General features: G+C 61.8%; 19 protein-coding genes. 11 read left to right on the forward strand and 8 right to left on the reverse strand.

Annotated elements, in window-relative coordinates; translation table 11 throughout:
- Positions 1–91: 91 nt before the first annotated feature.
- Together NW833_RS07905 and tatC are read right to left on the reverse strand one after the other, a co-directional pair.
- Entirely contained in the window at positions 92–1,315 is a 1,224-nt protein-coding gene (locus NW833_RS07905) for an NAD(P)/FAD-dependent oxidoreductase (RefSeq protein WP_414412100.1), read from the reverse strand.
- 609 nt (positions 1,316–1,924) lie between these two features.
- Positions 1,925–2,611 (reverse strand): twin-arginine translocase subunit TatC, encoded by a 687-nt coding sequence (gene tatC, locus NW833_RS07910; protein WP_414394817.1) that lies wholly within the window; start codon positions 2,609–2,611, stop codon positions 1,925–1,927.
- Between the two features lie 339 nt (positions 2,612–2,950).
- Here tatC and NW833_RS07915 point away from each other — a divergent pair, with 339 nt between their 5' ends.
- Entirely contained in the window at positions 2,951–4,555 is a 1,605-nt protein-coding gene (locus NW833_RS07915; RefSeq protein ID WP_414412101.1) for a DUF3352 domain-containing protein, read from the forward strand.
- On the opposite strand, the gene NW833_RS07920 is transcribed toward NW833_RS07915, so the two are convergent.
- Positions 4,552–4,995 carry an ATP-binding protein gene (locus NW833_RS07920; RefSeq protein WP_414412102.1) on the reverse strand — a complete coding sequence of 148 codons (444 nt, stop codon included), beginning with the start codon at positions 4,993–4,995 and terminating at the stop codon, positions 4,552–4,554. The genes NW833_RS07915 and NW833_RS07920 overlap by 4 nt on opposite strands.
- Positions 4,996–5,143: 148 nt before the next feature.
- On the opposite strand from NW833_RS07920, the gene NW833_RS07925 reads away from it, so the two are divergent.
- From NW833_RS07925 to NW833_RS07935, 3 genes are all read left to right on the forward strand, one after another.
- A complete protein-coding gene (locus NW833_RS07925; protein ID WP_041438789.1) occupies positions 5,144–5,371 on the forward strand; it encodes a cytochrome b6f subunit family protein in 228 nt (75 codons plus the stop codon).
- Positions 5,372–5,488: 117 nt separating this feature from the next.
- The gene (locus tag NW833_RS07930; RefSeq protein WP_414394677.1) at positions 5,489–5,815 is read left to right on the forward strand and encodes an HU family DNA-binding protein; all 327 of its coding nucleotides are present in this window, start codon (positions 5,489–5,491) and stop codon (positions 5,813–5,815) included.
- A gap of 1 nt (position 5,816) precedes the next feature.
- Entirely contained in the window at positions 5,817–7,283 is a 1,467-nt protein-coding gene (locus NW833_RS07935; protein ID WP_414412103.1) for a DASH family cryptochrome, read from the forward strand.
- Here the strand turns inward: NW833_RS07935 and NW833_RS07940 are convergent.
- The 4 genes from NW833_RS07940 to thrC form a co-directional block, all read right to left on the reverse strand.
- Positions 7,280–9,175 carry an NHL repeat-containing protein gene (locus NW833_RS07940; RefSeq protein ID WP_414412104.1) on the reverse strand — a complete coding sequence of 632 codons (1,896 nt, stop codon included), beginning with the start codon at positions 9,173–9,175 and terminating at the stop codon, positions 7,280–7,282. The two genes, NW833_RS07935 and NW833_RS07940, sit on opposite strands and share 4 nt — an antisense overlap.
- A 539-nt stretch (positions 9,176–9,714) precedes the next feature.
- Positions 9,715–10,302, reverse strand: coding sequence for a DNA-3-methyladenine glycosylase (locus NW833_RS07945; RefSeq protein WP_414394683.1), 588 nt, complete (start codon positions 10,300–10,302; stop codon positions 9,715–9,717).
- A 17-nt stretch (positions 10,303–10,319) separates the two neighbouring features.
- Complete coding sequence (locus tag NW833_RS07950) at positions 10,320–10,595, reverse strand: ubiquitin-like small modifier protein 1 (protein WP_414394685.1); 276 nt, start codon at positions 10,593–10,595, stop codon at positions 10,320–10,322.
- A 139-nt stretch (positions 10,596–10,734) separates the two neighbouring features.
- Positions 10,735–12,075 (reverse strand): threonine synthase, encoded by a 1,341-nt coding sequence (gene thrC, locus NW833_RS07955; RefSeq protein ID WP_414412105.1) that lies wholly within the window; start codon positions 12,073–12,075, stop codon positions 10,735–10,737.
- 299 nt (positions 12,076–12,374) lie between these two features.
- On the opposite strand from thrC, the gene mnmG reads away from it, so the two are divergent.
- The gene (mnmG, locus tag NW833_RS07960) at positions 12,375–14,309 is read left to right on the forward strand and encodes a tRNA uridine-5-carboxymethylaminomethyl(34) synthesis enzyme MnmG (RefSeq protein WP_414412106.1); all 1,935 of its coding nucleotides are present in this window, start codon (positions 12,375–12,377) and stop codon (positions 14,307–14,309) included.
- Here mnmG and tsaD read toward each other — a convergent pair.
- On the reverse strand, positions 14,270–15,367 hold the full coding sequence (tsaD, locus tag NW833_RS07965) for a tRNA (adenosine(37)-N6)-threonylcarbamoyltransferase complex transferase subunit TsaD (RefSeq protein ID WP_414412107.1): 1,098 nt from the start codon (positions 15,365–15,367) through the stop codon (positions 14,270–14,272). The genes mnmG and tsaD overlap by 40 nt on opposite strands.
- A 166-nt stretch (positions 15,368–15,533) precedes the next feature.
- On the opposite strand from tsaD, the gene NW833_RS07970 reads away from it, so the two are divergent.
- From NW833_RS07970 to NW833_RS07995, 6 genes are all read left to right on the forward strand, one after another.
- Positions 15,534–16,079, forward strand: coding sequence for a Photosystem I reaction center subunit III (locus NW833_RS07970; protein ID WP_414409870.1), 546 nt, complete (start codon positions 15,534–15,536; stop codon positions 16,077–16,079).
- A gap of 40 nt (positions 16,080–16,119) precedes the next feature.
- Entirely contained in the window at positions 16,120–16,239 is a 120-nt protein-coding gene (locus NW833_RS07975) for a Photosystem I reaction center subunit IX (protein WP_099812540.1), read from the forward strand.
- 71 nt (positions 16,240–16,310) lie between these two features.
- Positions 16,311–16,781 (forward strand): photosystem I reaction center subunit XI, encoded by a 471-nt coding sequence (locus NW833_RS07980; protein ID WP_414394693.1) that lies wholly within the window; start codon positions 16,311–16,313, stop codon positions 16,779–16,781.
- A 317-nt stretch (positions 16,782–17,098) separates the two neighbouring features.
- Positions 17,099–17,479 (forward strand): ribonuclease III domain-containing protein, encoded by a 381-nt coding sequence (locus NW833_RS07985; protein ID WP_414394695.1) that lies wholly within the window; start codon positions 17,099–17,101, stop codon positions 17,477–17,479.
- 11 nt (positions 17,480–17,490) lie between these two features.
- Entirely contained in the window at positions 17,491–18,351 is an 861-nt protein-coding gene (rlmB, locus tag NW833_RS07990) for a 23S rRNA (guanosine(2251)-2'-O)-methyltransferase RlmB (RefSeq protein ID WP_414412108.1), read from the forward strand.
- Between the two features lie 64 nt (positions 18,352–18,415).
- A complete protein-coding gene (locus tag NW833_RS07995) occupies positions 18,416–18,673 on the forward strand; it encodes a DUF1816 domain-containing protein (RefSeq protein ID WP_414412109.1) in 258 nt (85 codons plus the stop codon).
- Positions 18,674–18,676 lie beyond the last annotated feature (3 nt).

Consider the following 18,676-nt stretch of genomic DNA (forward strand, 5'->3'; position numbering starts at 1 on the left):
GAAGCTAGGGGGCTTTCTCGGGCCAGGCTAGGACTAGATTACGACAGGGCGGTGGCAGCGCCCAGGGGCTTCTCGCGCACTCTTGGGGAAGCTAGCCGTCTATCAACTGCCACCAAAGATACCCCAACCGCAGGTAGTGAAGCCGCAAGCCAGGGAAAGGGAAAACCCGCGGCGGCTGACGAAAGAGGGCACTGATCTGGGGTCGATTACCGGCGATATCCTGAGCCAAGATTTTGCCCGCCCACACCCCTGTGGCCACACCGCTGCCATGGTAGGCTAGGCCGTACCACAGGCTGGGATCCGTTGGCGAAGGGCCGATGTGAGGGTGAAGCTGGCGGGAGAGGCAAACCAAGCCATTCCAGGCGTACTCAATCTCCACCCCCTCCCAGGCGGGAAAGAGGCGGTAGAGCCGCTGCACCATCCAAGCTTGCAGGCGCTGCCGTTGCGCTGGGTCGTCGCAGGTGCCATCCCGCCCCCCAAATAGCAGCCGCCCATCGGGCAAGAGACGGTAGTAAAACAGAAGCCGCCGCGTGTCGTAGACAGGGGTCGGATCCCACCAGCCCTGAGCTTTTTGCTCCGCTGGCGTCAGGGGGCGGGTCACCACGATGTTGGAAAGCACCGGCAGCAGGGATCCCGCCAGTTGGGGATAGAGGTGGGCTGGCGTGTAGCCGTTGGTGGCAATCACCAGGTGGCGCGCCCGCACCGTCCCCCCCGGTGTATGGCAAAGGTGGTAGGATCCCACTTTCTCCCAGGCGATAACCGGGCTAGCACTGTATAGCTGGGCTCCCCACCGGCGGGCAGCCTGAGCTAGCCCCTGGGTAAGCTTGAGGGGGTTGAGGCCAAAACCAATGCCGATGTGGAGAGCGCCGTAGTTCTCCCGACTGTCGAAGCCCCGCTCCCGCAGCTCTTTGGGGCTAAGGAGCTGAACGGGGTAGCCGGCCACCTGGGTGTAGATCTGGTATTCCGCCTCCAACTCCTGCCAAGCACTGAGGCGATGGGCCACCGCGTACCAGCCCTGGCCCTGGGCATCCAGGGAAAAGCCCTCGGTAGCAGCCAGCTCTTGGACGGTTTCCACTGCCTGCCATTGATCCCGGTAGTAGCGCTCCGTCTCCGCTAGCCCTACCCGCCGTACCATCTGGGCGTGAGTCAGGCAGCTTGCCCCCACGCCGCAGAAACCGCCATTACGCCCCGAGGCTCCCCAGCCCAGGGATCCCGCCTCCAGCAGGCAGGCGGAAATGCCGTGATCGCGGACTAGGTGCAGGGCTGTCGAAAGCCCTGTGAACCCGCCCCCAATGATGGCTACCTCAGCCTCCACCTGCCCTTGCAGAGGTGCTGGGTGTCGCCAACTGGAGTCTGCTATCGTGCTGTCCCAGTAACTGCCAACTGGATAGGAAGGATCGTAGGTTCTAGCAGGATAGGGGTTTGTTTTGGGGCAAAAACTCCAAGAAAGCATAGAAGCCCTGAGGTCAAGAACTCGTTCTTGAAAGTTCAGAAAATCCGCTTCTGCAGCAGCAGCCTCTTCGGCAGCGAGCAGCAGTAGGAAGCTTTGCTGCCTGTCCCCGCTGGCCAAGGCCCTGCAGCAGCTACTGAAGATGGAAAACAGCAGCCAACTGTTGCCCACACCCCTTACACTAGGGGCGCATAGCTAGCTACCCCCCTCGCCTGAGCTAGGGTAGGGGCGGGGCGGATCCCCTGCCGGGATAGACAAATTGGACAAACTTTCCCTCTGCCCCAATGAGCCTTTCTGCTGGCCAAAGGGTGCGGCTGTTGCCAAAGGCTGGTATTCCAGCCCTAACCAGGGCTGCAGTCTCGACTGTTACCGCTAAGGATTTTGGTGAGCAGGTAGAGCTTGTCCATCTTTCTTTCCAAGGTCAAACCGCTTTCCCCGCACGGGGAAGCCAGGCTGCCCAAGCCAGCGCCCGTGTCACCGACCCAGTAGCTTCACCAGCAAAACGCCCAACCCGTACAGGAACGTGATCGCGCCGGCTAGGAGGCTCTGGGTAAGGGGATCCGTGGAAGGGGTAAGAATGGCCCCCGCCACCACTGAAGCCACAACGACGTAGCGCCAGCCCTTGAGCATCTGCTCGGCAGTTACCAGCCCCAAAGCCCCCAGCAGTGCCTGCAGAATTGGCACCTGAAAGGCCAAGCCAGTGCTGAACATCAACAGCAGCACAAACTCAAAGTAGCGATCGATGGACCATGCCTGCTCCACTACCCCTTCCCCATAGCGAATAAAGAAGTTCAGCGCTGCCGGAATAAGAAGGTAGTAGGCGAAGGCTAAGCCCGCCACAAACAAGAGGCTGGATCCCAGCACCGCCGGTCCCAGCAGCCTGATCTCCTTGACGCTTAGCCCTGGCAACACAAAGCGGACGATTTGGTAGAGCAAAAAGGGCGTGGCCAAGAGCAAGCCGGCATAGGCCGCTACTTTGAGGGAGACGAAGAAGTACTCGCCCGGCGCCAGTTGCAGGAAGGTTACCCCCTGGGCTGGCACCTCCAGAAAAGCAACAAGGCGGTTTACCCCCAGAAAACAGGCGACGATGCACAGGCCCACAGCAATGAGGCTGGCCAAGAGGCGGCGGCGCAGCTCCTCCAGGTGCTCCATCAAGGTCATCTCGACCTCGTAGGGAAACTCTGGATTGGGCAGCCGCGTGGGCGCTTGCGCTGGCGCAGCTTGCTGCGAGGAGTCAGTCTCAGAGGCAAGGGGCATGAGCCGGCTGGTAACACAACCTTTCCCGCTATCTTAGCCTTGCCCCAGCCTCAAGGAAAAGCGCCCGCCCAACACGCCCCCCTCAGCATGGGTCAGCGCACCGCTGTTCCAGGAAACTCTTCATAGGTGGCGGTTAACGGCAAGCAAGGGGAGCCAACTTCCCCTCCCAGGTAAGATGGTTACGCGGTGCTAACTGCCGGCTTTGCGGCAAGACAGCGTCTATTCCAGACTGGGGATGGAGGTATGGGACAAGGGCAACTCCGGCGCGGCATCCTAATTGGTCTGGGCCTGCTGGCGGCCATGAGCGTGTGGGTAATCGCTTGGCTGCTCACCCAAAGTCCGCTGGCCTTGTTGCTGGTTCGCCATGAGCTGCCGCCGATTGTGGGCCTGGCCCCCCGCTCCACCCAGGCGCTGCTGCTGCTAGCTGTTCCCCTGGAAAATCTGCAGGCATTCTGGCAAGCGGCAACCCCCGCCTCCCAACGACGCGCTACCCGCCAGCAGTGGCGCAAATTTTTCTCCAGCGAAGGTCCAGGATGGCTGGGATCCCTCTTGGCGGGGGGATCCCTGAATTTCGAGCGGGAGGTGCAGCCCTGGCTGGGAAAAAGCACCCTCTTGGCCAGCTTGCCGGAGTGGGGCACCTTGGTTGCCCTGGAAATCCGCAAGCCGGCGCTGGCGCAGTTTGAGCTCAACCTGTTGTGGGAGCGGCAGAGTTTGGCCGGTCTGCCGGTCCAGGTGGACACCTACAAGGGCATCCAGGTAGTTTCCAGTCCGCTGCCAGGGTTGCCGGGGTTTGCGGCAGCCCTTTTCGGGGAGCGCTACGTGCTGTTGGCGGAGAAGGCAGCAGCCCTTCGCGCCGCTATCGATGCCTGGCAGGTGCCGCAGCTGTCGCTCATGGCCGAGCCGCAGTTTCGGCAGGTCATCCAGGCGCTGCCACCGGCGCAGGTAGGTTGGGCCTTCTGGCAAAATCCGCAGCCGGCCTCCGCCGAAGGGTTGACCTTGCAGGCGGTGGGGCTGGGGCTAGGGGTGAGCTTTCAGGGTTTGCTAGCAGAAACGGCTGCCCTTTGGCATACGCCTGCCAACTTTGCCCTGCCCAGGAGCGAAGCTTTTCGTCCCCAGGTTATTGGTCAGCTGCCCGACGAGACGCTGGCGCTGGTGTCCGGCCGCAACTGGGCTGTCTTTTGGCAAAGCCTGGGCCAGGTGCAGCCCCTCCGCCTTCTGGGATTGCCGCTGGATCCGGGTCAGTGGGGGCCAGCCCAGGTCGACCTGGACTGGCAGCGGCTGGTGCCGGAAACGGGAGAGTTTGCCCTTGCCCTTCTACCCGCGGATGGGAAACCGGCCTGGCTCTGGGTTGGCAAGAGGCCGGAGGCACCGACGCTGGATGAGCGGGCAATTGCCCAGGGCTGGCAGGTGGTGTCGATGGCAACAAAACACGGCGTCGCCACCGCCTGGAGCAAACCCGTAGTCCAGCCCCTAGCAGAGGCGCTGCCTCAGAACCTGCCCGCGATCCCAAAGCCGCCGCCGCTAGCCCAGGTGTATCACGCTGACCGGGACGGCTATTCCTATCTGGCTCCGTCTTTGGCGGCTCTGGAAGCGGCCCTGGCAGATCCCCCCTTGAGCGCCACTCGCGCCTGGCGCCGCCTGGTGGCTCCCCTGCCTCACCGCAACCTGGGTTATGGATATGGATCCTTAGGCTTACTGGAAACCTGGCTGCCTCAGCTTTCGGGATCCCGCTGGTCATCCACTCGCTTTGCCTTTGCCACTACTGCCCTGAAGTTCTCTGAAGCTCCCTACCCCGATCGGGGCCGCTGGCTTCTCCAGAGGGGCAAGCTGTTTTGGCAGTGGTATTAGACTATCCAGGGATCGCGGCAGCCGGGGTAGATGAACTTGGCCAAATAGACTTGGTTGCCCGTCTCGTTCCATTCCACAAGGTCAAAGATTTGGGTCAGCAGGAGCACCCCCCGGCCCGATTCCTCGGTTTCCAAGAGGCCGCAGCGGCAGCGCTGCAGCTCTTGCTGGGGACAGAAGCCGGATCCCTGATCCCGCACTAGCCACTGGTAGAAGCGCTCGGAGCTGGTGTATTCGACGATCACTCTCTTGTTGGGATCCAGACCATTGCCATGGCGGACAGCGTTGATGATGGCTTCTTGCAGGCCCAGGCGTACCTCTGCCTTCCAGGGGGGAGGAACTTTGGCAACCAACAGATCCAGAATCGGCTGAGTGTAGAGGGTGGAGGGAAAGCTGATAACGCTCCAGGAGCAATGGGCGGGTCTTAGGGACAGGGCAATCACAGGGGCGGTCTTCCCGGCGCACAACGCTCTTGTCGATCTTAGCAATGGCCGTCTGCGTCGGCCGGCGCAGGCCAGTTTCGGGAAAGGGGTGGCCATTTTTGCCGTACCATCTTGAGTGGTGAAGCTCTTCGCGGTTACCCCTGTTGCTATGGTGATCAAAGTTGGCGATAAAGTTAGGGTGCGCTCCATTCGCGATCGCGGGCAGGAAGAGGTGAGCGCCCTGGTGGGCAAGGAGGGCGTGGTCCTGGCGCGTCGGGTGGTCGATGGCAGCGGCATTGGCTATATCCTGGAGTTTCCTGACCGCTCGCGGCACTGGTTTTTCGAGAGTGAGGTAGAGGAGGTCGATTCCAACCCGACGCAGGAGAAGGCTCGCTGAAGCTCTGGAGGCAGCCAAGCAGGCTTCCCCATGCTGGTGTTTCGGCTTGGTAGCCAGCTTCGGCGCCGTTGTAGAGCTAGGGAAGCTTATAATATCTTGCCGTTTTGGGAGGTGGCTGTGGCTTCTCCCCATCTAAATCGCCGTTTGTTGGCCCGCCAGATGGCTGCGCAAGTGGATGGCCTGACCGTCAAAATGGCTGCCGCTGCCCTAGAGGCAATGCTAGACAGCATCAGCCAATGTCTGGCGGAAGGAGGATCCGTGCGGCTGGCGCGCTTTGGCACCTTCTTGCTGCGGCCCCGTCCGGCCCGGCAAACCTATCACCCCCGCACTAAGGCTCCTGTCCACATCCCGGCTGCCCAAGTGCCCTATTTTGTCCCCAGCCCGGAGCTGGGACGCCCTAGGAGAAAACGCCGAGGGGATCTGGAAGCGCCGCCATCCGTCTAGAATGGCCGTTCTGGTTTGGTTTCGCACCGATTTGCGCCTACTGGATCACCAGCCGCTGACGCGCGCTTGCCAGCAGGGATCCTTCCTCATTCCCCTCTACTGCCTGGATCCGCGCCACTTTGGCCGGACGGCCTTTGGCTTTCCTAAGACCGGTCCTTTCCGCGCCCAGTTCCTGCTGGAAAGCCTGGCTGACCTGCGGCAGCAGCTTCGGGCCCGCGGCTCTGATCTGGTCATCCGCCAAGGCCAGCCGGAGCAGGTGATCCCGGCCCTGGCGCGGGAGTGGGGGGTGAAGGCTGTCTATGCCCACGAAGAGGTGGGCACGGAGGAGGAGGCGGTTGCCAGGGCCCTGCAGCAAGCGCTTCAGCCCTTAGGGATCCCGCTGCACCTGGAGTGGGGCCACACTCTCTACCATCCTGCTGACCTCCCCTTTGCCCTGGCAGACCTGCCGGAGGTGTTCACCCGCTTCCGCCAGCAGGTGGAAGCCAAGGCCGCCGTTCGCGCTCCCCTGCCCATCCCCTCCCTGCCGCCCCTGCCGCCAGGGCTGGACCCTGGCCCTCTGCCCACTCTGGCAGAGCTGGGGTTGAGCTTGCCGCCGCCGGATCCCCGCGCCCGCTTTGTCTATACCGGCGGCAGCACCGCTGCCCAGGCGCGCCTGCAGATCTACATCTGGGGTCTGGATCGGCTGCGCGTCTACAAAGAAACCCGCAACGGCATGCTGGATCCCAACGACAGCTCGCGTCTTTCTGCCTGGTTGGCGTTGGGTTGCCTTTCTCCTCGCACGGTGTATGCCGAAGTCAAGCGCTACGAGGAGGAGCGGGTGCGCAACGAATCCACCTACTGGCTGGTCTTCGAGCTGCTGTGGCGGGATTACTTTCGCTTCATCCTGGCCAAGCATGGCGCCAAGCTGTTTCGTCCCTCGGGGATCCAAGGGATCCCCATCCCCTGGCAGCAGGACTGGGACCGCTTTCAGGCTTGGTGCCGCGGCGAGACCGGCTACCCTCTGGTGGATGCCAACATGCGGGAGTTGGCCGCCACCGGCTTTATGTCCAACCGCGGGCGGCAGAATGTGGCCAGCTTTCTCACCAAGAACCTGGGGATCGACTGGCGCTTGGGGGCGGAATGGTTTGAATCGCTGCTGATTGACTACGACGTGGCCAGCAACTACGGCAACTGGAACTACACCGCCGGCGTGGGCAACGATGCCCGCGGCTTTCGCTACTTCCACATTCCCAAGCAATCCCGCGACTACGATCCCCAGGGCCACTACTTACGCCACTGGCTGCCGGAGCTGGCCGGGATCCCGGGGGACAAGATCCACGAGCCCTACCGCCTCAGCGCTGCTGAGCAAAAGCAGTTTGGCGTGCGGCTGGGGGTAGACTATCCCCGCCCCGTGGTGGATTTGGGAAAGTCCCTGCAGGCCAGTCGGCGGGCTTACGAAGCGGCCCTGGACCGTCACCGTCGCACCTAGGGGGATCCCCTCGAAACGGGAGTGGCGGGCTGGGGGACGACGCGGCTAAGACGCCACAAGCCAGGCAGGCCAGCATCCGCCACCACCAAGCTGCCGTCTGGCAAGGCAAGCAGAGAGCCAGGCCGCTGGAAGCGAGCTGAGACCACCGGGCCATCCTGCCAGCCAGGCTCATCCCCCCCGGCCAGGGTAGAGACCTGCCCGCTGGGCTGAAGACGGCGAATGCGGCGGTTGTCTTGGTCAGTCAGCCAGAGGACCCCCGCACTGTCGAAGGCCAGCCCCGCAAGGGTTTGAAAACGGGCCTCCGCCAGAGGGCCATCGCGGTAGCCTGCTTCCGCCTGGGAGAGGGTGGTCAGGTGTCCGTCGGCAGAGAGCCGGCGCAGGCGATGCCTATCGGCAATCCAGAGGTTGCCTGCCCTGTCCACTGCCAGAGCTGTCGGCTCCAGAAGCTGGGCTTGGTCTGCCGGCCCATCGGCGGATCCCGGCTGGCCAGTGCCAGCGGCCGTCGTCACTTTGCCCGTGGGAGTGATGCGGCGGATGCGGCGGTTGGCGCGATCGGCCACGTAAAGGCTGCCGTCCAGACCCAGGGCCAGGCCAAAGGGTTCGCGAAACTGCGCCTCGTCGCGCTCTCCATCTCGGTGGCCGGCTGAACAGGTGCCGGCAAAGGTGCTCACCCGCCGCTGTCGGCTGATGTAGCGCAGGCAATGGTTGCCGCTGTCGGCCACCCACAACCCCCCCTTGGGATCCCAAAGTAGCCCTTGGGGGGAGTGAAACTGGGCCTGCTCCGCCACCCCATCCCGGTGGCCGGCCTTGCCGCTGCCCGCCCACACCTCCAGTTCCCCTTCGGGGGAAAGCCGGAAAATGCGGTGCTGGGCCGGGTCGGCTAAGTAAAAGAACCCCTCGGGGTCTGCGGCAATGCCGCCGATCTGCTGCAGGGAGATCCCGGCCTCCCCCTCGTTATCGGAGCTGCTGCCCTCCGGCTTGGCTGCCGCAGCGGTGCGGCCATCGAGGAGGGTCTCCACTCGCCAGCCCGAGGCCGCTGTAGGAGTGGGGGTGGGAGTGGGCCACTCGTCAATCCAGGTTCCCAGTCCTTGTCCTTCAGCGTCGGCCACCGCCACCCAGACCGTGCCGGAAAGGGAGGCTGGCGGCATCACCGTCAGACTGTTGCGGCTGCGCGAGCGAATTTCCCCCCTCAGGATGCGCTCCGGATTGGCGGCTGAGGCAAAAAGAACGCTTTCCACCCGCTCCAGATTTTCCCCCGACAGCAACAACGGCTGGCCAGGCGCCGGCACCCCTGCCCCTGCGTGCAGCAGCGGCACTTCCACCTCGGAGAGCACCAGCAGGCTCAGGCGGCGACTGCTGCTGTCAGCGCTTCCAGAGCGGGCAGAAAGAGTCAGGGATCCCTTTCCTTGTGCCAAGGTGGTGGATCCCCGATAGGCAACAGCCCTAAGCTCGGCTTCGCCAGCGGGCGGGTCGGTAAAGGTGAAGGTGGCTGGTTGCCCCAGGCGCAGGGGCGCGTTGGCAGTCTGGCGATAGCTGCCCAGGTTAATGCTCAGGTCAATCCCTTCCACCCCCGGCCAGGTGGGGGTGCGGGCCAGCCAGCGCTCCACCTCAGAAGCCGGCAGCTGGGCCACCAGATCGGATCCCTGTTCTTGGAGCAGCAAAACGATGCGGTTGCTGGGCACCGCCAAACCCGATTGGCGGGCCTGTTCGAGCGTGAGGGCAAAGGTGGAAAGACCAAGGGGAGTTGGCGTGAAAACTGGCTGCAGGGTAGAAGGGGGAACAAGGCTGGGAGAGACATTCGAGGAAGAGAGCTGGCCGCAGGCTGAGAGGGCCAGCACCAGGGCACTGAGTGCAGGCAGGGAGAGCGGCGCAGGGGAAACCCGTCGTGGCATCGTGCAGCTCATCCTCTTCCACAAACTGGGAAGTGGCAGCAACCCAAACCCCTCATGTTGACACCGACTACCTAAAAGCCGGCAGAAATTGCCCCGCTGCCTTCCTTCCGACAGCCACGCTCCAGCGTCTATTGGGCAAGGAGAAGCCCCCGAACCACCGTCCTGGGCCTTTAACCCTAACTCTATTCATGCTTAACCTGTCTCACCCAAGGGTGAGTTGCACCCCTCACTCCCTCTATCCTTACGCAAATCCCTTTCGAAAAGCCAGCTGCAATCTGATGCTTACTAAGCCAGGTCTGTTTTTGTTCGCCCAACGGTCAGAGACGGGATCCCGAGCAGAAGCTTTCGCTGCCGTCGCTTCTGGGGATCGGTGCCCCTCAGCTTGCCTCCGCCCCAGGCAGATCTGAGGACTACCGGCACCCCTAGCGCAATTCAGGTTTCTGCCGCCAAAGAGGTGAGGCTGCCCCAAGCGCCAGAGCAGCCAGAAGCATCAAGCTCCCCCACTGGCGACCCGCAGGGCTTGGGTTCATCTTGCCCTTCTAGTAGCAGGACACTGCCGGATGCCCCTTAATGTACCAGCGCCACGGGAGCTCCGCACCGCGGGTAATGCCGATGCGGGTGGTCTGGACAATGGGGAACTGTGCCTCCCAGGCAGGGGATCCCTCCAGCCAAATGCCTTCCTGGCCGACGGCCACCGGCTCCAGCCGCCAGCCGTTGTGGGATCCGTCAATGCGCAACGCCTGACAGAGTAGGCCCGGACCTGCCGCCACCCGCGCCGGTTTCATGCGCTTATTGGCCGGGATCCACTCCGGCAGGCAATCCAACTGGGCTGCCCGGATTAGAACGGCTGACGCGATCCCCTCCGCGTCGGTGACGATGTTCAGGCAGTGGTAGAGGCCGTAGATGCGATAGACGTAGAGATGCCCCGGCGGCCCAAACATCACCTGGTTGCGGCGGGTCTTACGGCGATAGGCGTGGCAGGCCGGATCCCCAGCTGTATAGGCTTCTGTTTCCACAATCTGAGCCCGCACCTGCAGCCCATCGGCAAATTGCCGCACCAGCACCATGCCCAGCAGAGCAGGCGCCACCATCGGCGCCGGCTGGCTCAGCCAGTCCCTAGCGTCCACCGTAGGCTCACTAGCCCTCAGCCCCCTGCCACAGCAGGGACAATGCTCACCTCATCTCCATCCTGCAGAGGGGTGTCGGATCCCTTCAGGAAGCGAATGTCTTCGCTGTTAACGTAAAGATTGACAAAGCGGCGCAATTCTCCCCTCTCATCGCACAGCCGCGCCTTGATGCCTGGATAGCTTTGCTCCAGAGCCTCCAGCAGTTCACGGATGGTGGATCCCTCGCAACTCACCACCTCCTGGTTCCGGGTGAGCGCCCGCAGCGTGGTGGGAATTAACACCTTGACTGCCATAAGCCCAGTGCTTCGTCCATCAACCAACATTAGAAGACCAAGGTAGCAGCACCCTGTCAATGCCGTGAATTGTTCACGTTGGCCCCCTTGACCCGAAGGCGGGTCTGTAACAGGAAAGTTCTTGGGGGATCCCCCCTCTTCAAACCGAGGCCTCCTGCCAGTCCAGCCGCTCCAGGGTGCGGGCCCGCTCCAGCGCCTGTTCAAAGCTCTCCAGCTTGGGCGAAATTACCAGCGGGTGGCCCACATGCGCCTGCACCGCCTCCTGGGTCTTCAAGCCATTACCGGTAATATAGGCTACCGTAATCGCCTCGGGATCGAGCTGGCCGGCTTCGGCCAGGCGTTTGAGCACGGCAATGGTGGTGCCGCCAGCCGTCTCGGTGAAGATGCCCTCAGTCTCGGCCAGGAGCTTGATGCCGGCAATGATCTCGGGATCCGTGGCCGTCTCGATCTGGCCGCCGGTCTTGCGGGCAATCTCCAGGGCATAGATGCCATCAGCGGGGTTGCCGATGGCAATGGATTTGGCGATGGTGTTCGGCTTAACGGGAGTAACAAAATCCCGCCCCTCGCGGAAGGCCTGGGCGATGGGCGCACAGCCTCGGGCCTGGGCGCCGTGGAAAATAACTGGCTTCTCCGCCACCAGGCCCACCTTCACGAACTCCTGAAAACCTTTGTAAACCTTGGTGTACAGGGATCCCGACGCTAGCGGGATCACTACCTGATCCGGCAGTTGCCAACCTAGTTGCTCCGCCACCTCGTAGGCTAAGGTTTTCGAGCCTTCTGCGTAGTAGGGGCGCAGGTTGATGTTGACAAAGCCCCAGCCGTAGCGATCCGCCACCTCGGCGCAGAGGCGGTTCACCTGGTCGTAGTTGCCCTCCACAGCCATGACGGTGGGCCTGTAGATGAGGGACCCTAGTACCTTGCCTGCCTCCAGATCCGCCGGGATGAAGATAGTGCACTCCAGGCCGGCATGGGCGGCAATGGCAGCCGTGGAGTTGGCCAAATTGCCCGTGCTGGCGCAAGAGACCGTGGTAAAGCCCAGCTCCTTGGCGCGGGTCAGGGCTACCGACACCACCCGATCCTTGAAGCTGAGGGTAGGCATGTTGACGGCATCGTTCTTGAGGTAGAGGTTTTTTAACCCCAGTCGCCGCCCCAGCCGCTCCGCTTTCACTAGGGGAGTCATGCCGGTGCCGACATCGATAGGGCGCTCCGAAACCACCGGCAGGAAAGGCCGATAGCGCCAGATAGACAGCGGCCCGGCTTGGATGCTCTGCCGGCTGACGACGCTCTTGAGCCAGTCGTAGTCGTAGACCACTTCCAGGGGGCCAAAACACACGTCGCACACGTGCTTGGCGACCGGCTCGTACTCGGCCCCACATTCGCGGCAGCGCAAACGGCTAAAGCCCACCTGCGGGTTACGCAAGGCAGAGTTGGAGGGCAAATCAGCAGAGCCAAGCAGGCGTTGGGAAAGGGTTGGCGTCATAGGAAGCCTTCAGCGGGAGAAAGGGATGGATCTGGCTTACCCAGCCCGAGGTCAATCCTATCACCCGCGATCTAGCCCGTCAACCAAACCCGACTAAAATAGTCTGGATTTGGCTCTGGCCAAGAGGCAGGAAGGTTCCTACCCTGGAGTGTCAAGTGACGAGCAAGGGACTGGCTGGCGCTGCTGGGGTCAAGGGCCCCCACAATCTCAGGCGTTGCCCCTCTCGCTAAACTGGAAAAACAAGCTGAAACAATCTGATGCCCTTTGGGATCCCGGTACTCACCAGCAGAAGCCAGCGTATGCTCAAAGTCGGACGGGACAACGTGGACTTTCTTGACCACTACGACGTGATCGTCGTGGGTGGGGGGCACGCCGGCTGTGAAGCGGCCCTGGCGTCAGCGCGACTGGGCTGCAGGACCTTGATGCTGACGTTGAACCTAGACAAGATTGCCTGGCAGCCTTGTAACCCCGCCGTGGGTGGCCCGGCCAAGTCGCAACTGGTGCATGAGATTGACGCCCTCGGCGGTGAGATGGGCAAAGTTACCGACCGCACCTATTTGCAAAAGCGGGTGCTCAATCGCTCGCGGGGCCCAGCAGTATGGGCCTTGCGGGCGCAAACCGACAAGCGGGAGTACGCGCGGGTGATGCGCTCGGTGGTAGAAAACCAGCCCAACCTGACTCTTCGAGAGGGCACCGTCACCGACCTGGTGCTGGGGCGCAACGAGGAAGTGGTGGGCGTGGTTACCCATTTCGGCAGCGTCTTCGGCTGTCGGGCGGTGATCCTGACCACGGGCACCTTTCTGGGAGGGCGCATCTGGATTGGCCGCCACTGGCAACCTGCTGGACGTGCGGGGGAATTTGCCGTCGAAGGCCTGACTGACACCCTGCGCCAACTGGGCTTTGAGACAGGCCGGCTGAAGACGGGCACCCCTGCCCGCGTGGATCGCCGCAGCGTTGATTTCTCCGTGATGGAGCGGCAGCCAGGGGATCCAGACCTACGCTGGTTTAGCTTTGACCCGGAGGTGTGGGTGCCGCGGGAGCAGATGGACTGCTACCTCACCTACACCACGCCGGAGACGCACCGCATCATCCGGGAAAACCTCCACGAGACTCCTGTCTACGGCGGTTGGGTGGAGGCCAAAGGGCCACGCTACTGCCCCAGCATTGAAGACAAGATCGTGCGCTTTGCCGACAAGGAGAGACACCCTGTCTTTATCGAACCCGAGGGGCGGGATCTGCCGGAGCTCTACATCCAAGGGTTCTCGACGGGGATGCCCGAGAAGATCCAGATCCAAATGTTGCGCTCCTTGCCCGGCCTAGAGCGGTGCGTGATGCTGCGGCCTGCCTACGCGGTGGAATACGACTATCTGCCGGCCACCCAGCTCTATCCCACCCTGATGACCAAGAAGGTGCAGGGGCTCTTCTGTGCCGGCCAGATCAACGGCACCACCGGCTACGAAGAAGCAGCAGCCCAGGGGCTCATTGCCGGGATCAACGCCGCCCGGTTGGTGCAAGGCAAACCCTTAGTCACACTGCCGCGCGAGTCCAGCTACATCGGCACCCTTATCGACGACCTCTGCACCAAAGAGCTGCGGGAGCCCTACCGCATGCTCACCAGCCGCTCCGAATACCGCCTTATCCTGCGCGCCGACAACGCTGACCAGCGCCTCACTCCTTTAGGGCGAGAGTTGGGCCTCATCGACGACCGCCGCTGGGCTCTCTTCCAGGCCAAGCAGGCTCGTATTGCCGCCGAGATTGAGCGCCTGGAAACCCAGCGGGTTAAGGCCCACGACCCCGCCGGGATTCACCTCAGCCAACTGACTGGCCAGGGGATTAAAGGATCCGCCACCTTAGCTGAGCTCCTGCGCCGCAACCAGATCCACTACGCCAACCTGCTGGAGCTGGGGTTGGGAAATGAGGAGCTGGATCCCTTTGAGCAGGAGGCAGCGGAAATTGCCGTCAAATACAGCGGCTACATCCAGCGGCAACAAGCCCAGATCGAGCAGGTGAGCAAGCAGTACCACCGCCCTCTGCCTCCCGATCTGGACTACCACTCCATTCCCACCCTCTCCAAAGAGTCGCGGGAGAAACTGGCAGCAGTCCGGCCTCTGACCGTAGGCCAGGCCGCTCGCATTGGCGGCGTCAACCCTGCCGACATCAACGCCTTGCTCATCTACCTCGAGGTGAGACAGCGTCAGAGAGCGACGGCAGAACCTGTTGGCAGCTCGCGGTAATCTTTGCGCCCAGCCGTGTAGAGAGCAGGGATCTCCTCCAGCGCCATGCGCGAAGCCACGCCCAAATCCAAGGGGGAGACCTCCCCGCGCAGCCAGTGACAGAGGCCGGCTGCCCCAATCATGGTGGCGTTGTCGGTACAGAGGGCAACAGGCGGGATCACCACCCGCAGGCCCTTTTGCTGGCCCGCTTCCAGAAGGCGAGCGCGCAGCTCCCGGTTGGCAGCCACCCCGCCAGTCAGCAGCAGGGTTGAGAGGCCAAGAGCTTCGGCGCAGGCCACTGCTTTTTCCGTGAGGACGCGCGTTAGGCAGGCCTGAAAGCTGGCGGCAATGTCGGCAATGGGCAGCTCCTGGCCTTCCTGCTGCAAGTGCTGGACGAGGCGCAGCACAGCCGTCTTCAGGCCACTGAAGCTGGTGTCGTAGGGGTGGTCCAGCTTGCCTTCCGGCAGGGGAAAGCGATGGGGATCCCCTTGTTGCGCCCAGCGGTCGATCTGGGGCCCCCCCGGGTAGCCCAGCCCCAACAGCCGCGCCACCTTATCAAAGGCTTCGCCGGCAGCATCGTCGCGGGTGCGGCCCATCGTCTGGTACTCTCCGTAATCCTTCATCCAGATCAAGCTGGTGTGGCCTCCCGAAACCAAAAGGCACAGGCAGGGAGGTTGCAAGTCGGCTGTGGCCAAAAAGCCGCTGAAGAGATGGCCCTCCAGGTGATGTACCCCAATCAAGGGCTTATCGTAGAGCAGCGCCAAGGTCTTGGCCGCCATCAGCCCCACCAGCAGGGATCCCACCAGGCCCGGCGCACAAGTTACGGCAATGGCATCCACCTCGGCTACGCCTAGCCCGGCCTGCTGCAGCGCTGACTCCAGTACAAATGGCAGAGTTTCCACATGGCGGCGGGAGGCCACCTCCGGCACCACACCTCCGTAGGCTGCATGGAGGTCGATCTGGCTAGCCACCACCGAGCTGAGCTGCCGCGGGGCAAAGGTTGGCCAGGTTGGCTCCGCCTCCACCACCGCCACAGCCGTTTCGTCGCAACTGGTTTCAATGGCAAGGACACAGGCCATGGGAAAAAGGGGTGGGAATGCCTCAGGATCCTTAAGAATTGTGTGAGCTAAAACCCGAGATCCCTCCGGATAAGGCGCTCAGGAGTATGATACTAACCGTTTGGTGCTCGTTTCTTCACTGAGCATTCCTCCCCATTGAGTCCCTAGCTCAAGGACACATCCTGCCATGCGAACCCTTTTGAGTCTCCTTTTGGCCCTTTGCCTAGTGCTTGGCTTTACCCAGGCAGTGCAGGCAGAGCCTTTGATTGGCTTGAAGCCTTGTAGCGAAGTTCCTGCTTTCCAGGCTCTACGAGATCAGCGCCTGAGCAGCCTCGAAGAGAAAATCCGCAACGCTAGCCCTGAGTTGGCTCCCCTTTACCAGCAAAAGTTGGTCCAAACCGAAAAGCGTTTTGAGCGCTACAGCAAGCTGCTCTGTGGCGAAGAAGGCTTGCCTCACCTGGTTACCGATGGCCGCTGGAGCCATGCAGGTGAGTTTCTCATCCCTGGCTTACTTTTCCTCTACCTTGCCGGCTGGTTGGGCTGGGCAGGCCGCTCCTACCTAATTGCCGTTCGCGATAGCGAGGAGCCGGAGATGAAAGAAAGTATCATCGACGTCCCCTTGGCGCTACGCTGTTTCCTCACGGCTTTGGCCTGGCCTGCCGCTGCTTTCAAGGAAATTGCCAGCGGTGAAATTCAAGCCCCAGAGGAGGCTGTTCCCGTCTCTCCTCGCTGAGGAAGGAACTGAGTCAACCCATTCCCTGTGAGAGGTCGATATGGCTGACTTCACCAAATTTCTCACCACCGCTCCAGTAGCCCTCATTTTGTTTTCCAGCTTCTTCCTTGCCCTGTTTATTGAGATCAATCGCTTCTTCCCTGACATTTTGACGTTCTAAATAAAGGGGTAGGGATCTCCACAGAGCCTCGGGGATCCCTGCTTCTCTTAGCCTGGACACAAGATTGCCTCATGCCTGAGTCCCCTGTCGACACTGCTCCCTCTGGCAAGGAATACATCACGGCCCCAGAAGGGGATCCGCAAATTGGCAACCTCCAGACACCGATTAACCACGCGCCTGCCGTTCGTCTCTTCCTAAGTTGGCTGCCGATCAACCGACCGGGAGCCAGTCCTATCTGGCGGGGTCTGGAAATTGGCATGGCCCACGGCTATTGGCTGGTGGGGCCCTTTGCCAAACTCGGGCCTTTGCGCAACGAGCCTATTGGCCTGCTGAGTGGCTTCCTGGGAGCTTGTGGTCTCATTTTGATCCTGACGGCGGCCCTCTCTCTCTACGGCACCGTCTCCTTGCCGCGCCATGGCGGGCCAGTCCAGGGATCCCAGGCCTGGAGCGAATTGGCTGCCGGCTTTTTAATAGGGGGAATGGGAGGAGCCATCGTTGCCTACCTGCTGTTGCTCAATGGCGATCTCCTGTTTCCGCTCTGAAAGAAAAAGCTGACGGTAGCTGCTCCCTGCCCTTAGAGGGCGCACAAGCTACAGACGGAGCTAACTTGAGCCTAGGCAAAATGCCTACCAGAAGAGATGTACCTGCCAACCTACTAGCCTAGCTAGTCCACGTTAAGTCAGAAGGTTCGTTGGCAAGGTTGCCGATTATGCCACAAAGTAGCGAATAAGGTGCTCCGTACCGCTGTCGCCAACGAGGACTAGAGTGAAGCCCCCCTTTCGCTAAACAGTCGGGAGCAGTTTCCATGTCAGCAGCCGTGAGCGATCCACTCCTTGGACTTGATCCCAGTTCCGAAAGATTGCCGTCGACCGAGATCCGTCGCCTGTCGCCGGCTGCCTTAGCTTACTTGGGGGATGCCATTTACGAACTCCACGTGCGGCGGCAACAGTTGTTTCCCCCAGATCGCTTAGAGCGCTACCATCAGCGGGTGGTAAGGCGAGTGTGCGGCTCGGCTCAGGCCAAGCTGCTGTTAGCGCTGCTACCATATCTCAGCCCTGAAGAGCAGGCTATTGTCTGCTGGGGCCGCAATGGTTGCGGTCGCCCACCTCGGCATCTGCCCCTAGCCGACTATCAAAATGCCAGTGGCCTGGAAACCATCCTGGGCTACCTCTACCTCACCAATCCCGACCGCTTGCGCTCCATTCTTGCCCTCACCGATGTTTTGGCTGAGATGATTTAGGTCTTCCTCTCATGCCTAAGCCTTCTCGCCCACGCAAGTTGCGGCGACCCACGGATTCCAAGCCCGAAGAGGAACAAGAGATTATCTACGGTCGCCAGACTTTACTGGCGGCCCTGCGGAGCGGTGCTACCCTCAACCGGGTTTGGGTGGTGCCGAGGCTACGGTATAGCCCCCAGTTTTTGTCGCTCTTGGAGGAGGCCAAAGCGCGCGGCACGGTTATTGATGAGGTCTCTCCCCAGCGACTAAACCTCCTTACGGGTGGAGCTAACCATCAGGGGATCGCCGCCCAGGCTACCCCTTATCGATACGTGGATCTAGAAGAGCTGGTGGAACGCAGCCGCCAGGCTAGCCCCCAGCCGGTGCTGGTGGTGCTAGACGGGATTCAGGATCCCCACAACCTAGGGGCTATTGCCCGTAGCGTAGAGGCGTTTGGCATGCAGGGGATGGTGATCCCGCAGCGGCGGGCGGCAGGGGTGACCGCGACAGTGATGAAGGTGGCAGCTGGCGCCCTCTCCACCCTGCCCGTGGCGCGGGTGGTGAACTTAAATCGCGCTCTAGAGTACCTTAAAGAGCAAGGGTTTTGGATCTATGGCACCACCAGCCAGGGAGCTGCCCCCGTCTATAGCGCCGACTTTCGCCGACCCGTCGCCTTGGTGATTGGATCGGAAGGGGAAGGCATTAGCCTGCTTACCCAGCGCCACTGCGACCAACTGCTGTCGATTCCCTTATCGGGCCGCACGGAAAGCTTGAATGCTTCGGTAGCAGCGGGCATTGTCCTCTACGAGATCCACCGGCAGCGCTCCCCTCACCAGCTCAAGCGCACTGAAACATTTCTCAACAAATTCTCAACAAACGCAGTAGAATCTAAGTGACTGCAGGCAGTTCCGAATGTTTGCTGGCACTTCTTAGCGGGGGATCGATCCTGTGAGCAACCCTTTGACTAGTCTTCTGAAGAGGTTGATCAGCCTCTTGGATAGGCTGCGCGGCTTAGCGGTTTGGATTGAGATTGCCACCGACGACTGCACCTACTACTACGGCCCCTTTACTAGCCTGGAGGAAGCAGAAGCGCACAAAGGCAACTACATCGCCGACCTGAAGGCGGAAGGGGTTCAGAAGATTGAGGTTCAGGTAAAGAAAATGCGCCAGCCGCAGGCGCTAACCGTGGCTCGCACCTCTTCGCAGGCGGGTTCTTGAGGG

The sequence above is a fragment of the Synechococcus sp. O70.1 genome, assembly GCF_047462215.1.
Lineage (GTDB): Bacteria > Cyanobacteriota > Cyanobacteriia > Thermostichales > Thermostichaceae > Thermostichus.

Excerpts from the sequence above, each read along its gene's own strand:
- tatC (WP_414394817.1), bottom strand. The coding sequence starts at position 2,611 with ATGACCTTGATGGAGCACCTGGAGGAGCTGCGCCGCCGCCTCTTGGCC.
- NW833_RS07915 (WP_414412101.1), top strand. The coding sequence starts at position 2,951 with ATGGGACAAGGGCAACTCCGGCGCGGCATCCTAATTGGTCTGGGCCTG.
- NW833_RS07925 (WP_041438789.1), top strand. The coding sequence starts at position 5,144 with ATGGTGATCAAAGTTGGCGATAAAGTTAGGGTGCGCTCCATTCGCGAT.
- NW833_RS07935 (WP_414412103.1), top strand. The coding sequence starts at position 5,817 with ATGGCCGTTCTGGTTTGGTTTCGCACCGATTTGCGCCTACTGGATCAC.
- NW833_RS07940 (WP_414412104.1), bottom strand. The coding sequence starts at position 9,175 with ATGCCACGACGGGTTTCCCCTGCGCCGCTCTCCCTGCCTGCACTCAGT.
- NW833_RS07950 (WP_414394685.1), bottom strand. The coding sequence starts at position 10,595 with ATGGCAGTCAAGGTGTTAATTCCCACCACGCTGCGGGCGCTCACCCGG.
- thrC (WP_414412105.1), bottom strand. The coding sequence starts at position 12,075 with ATGACGCCAACCCTTTCCCAACGCCTGCTTGGCTCTGCTGATTTGCCC.
- mnmG (WP_414412106.1), top strand. The coding sequence starts at position 12,375 with ATGCTCAAAGTCGGACGGGACAACGTGGACTTTCTTGACCACTACGAC.
- tsaD (WP_414412107.1), bottom strand. The coding sequence starts at position 15,367 with ATGGCCTGTGTCCTTGCCATTGAAACCAGTTGCGACGAAACGGCTGTG.
- NW833_RS07970 (WP_414409870.1), top strand. The coding sequence starts at position 15,534 with ATGCGAACCCTTTTGAGTCTCCTTTTGGCCCTTTGCCTAGTGCTTGGC.
- NW833_RS07975 (WP_099812540.1), top strand. The coding sequence starts at position 16,120 with ATGGCTGACTTCACCAAATTTCTCACCACCGCTCCAGTAGCCCTCATT.
- NW833_RS07980 (WP_414394693.1), top strand. The coding sequence starts at position 16,311 with ATGCCTGAGTCCCCTGTCGACACTGCTCCCTCTGGCAAGGAATACATC.
- rlmB (WP_414412108.1), top strand. The coding sequence starts at position 17,491 with ATGCCTAAGCCTTCTCGCCCACGCAAGTTGCGGCGACCCACGGATTCC.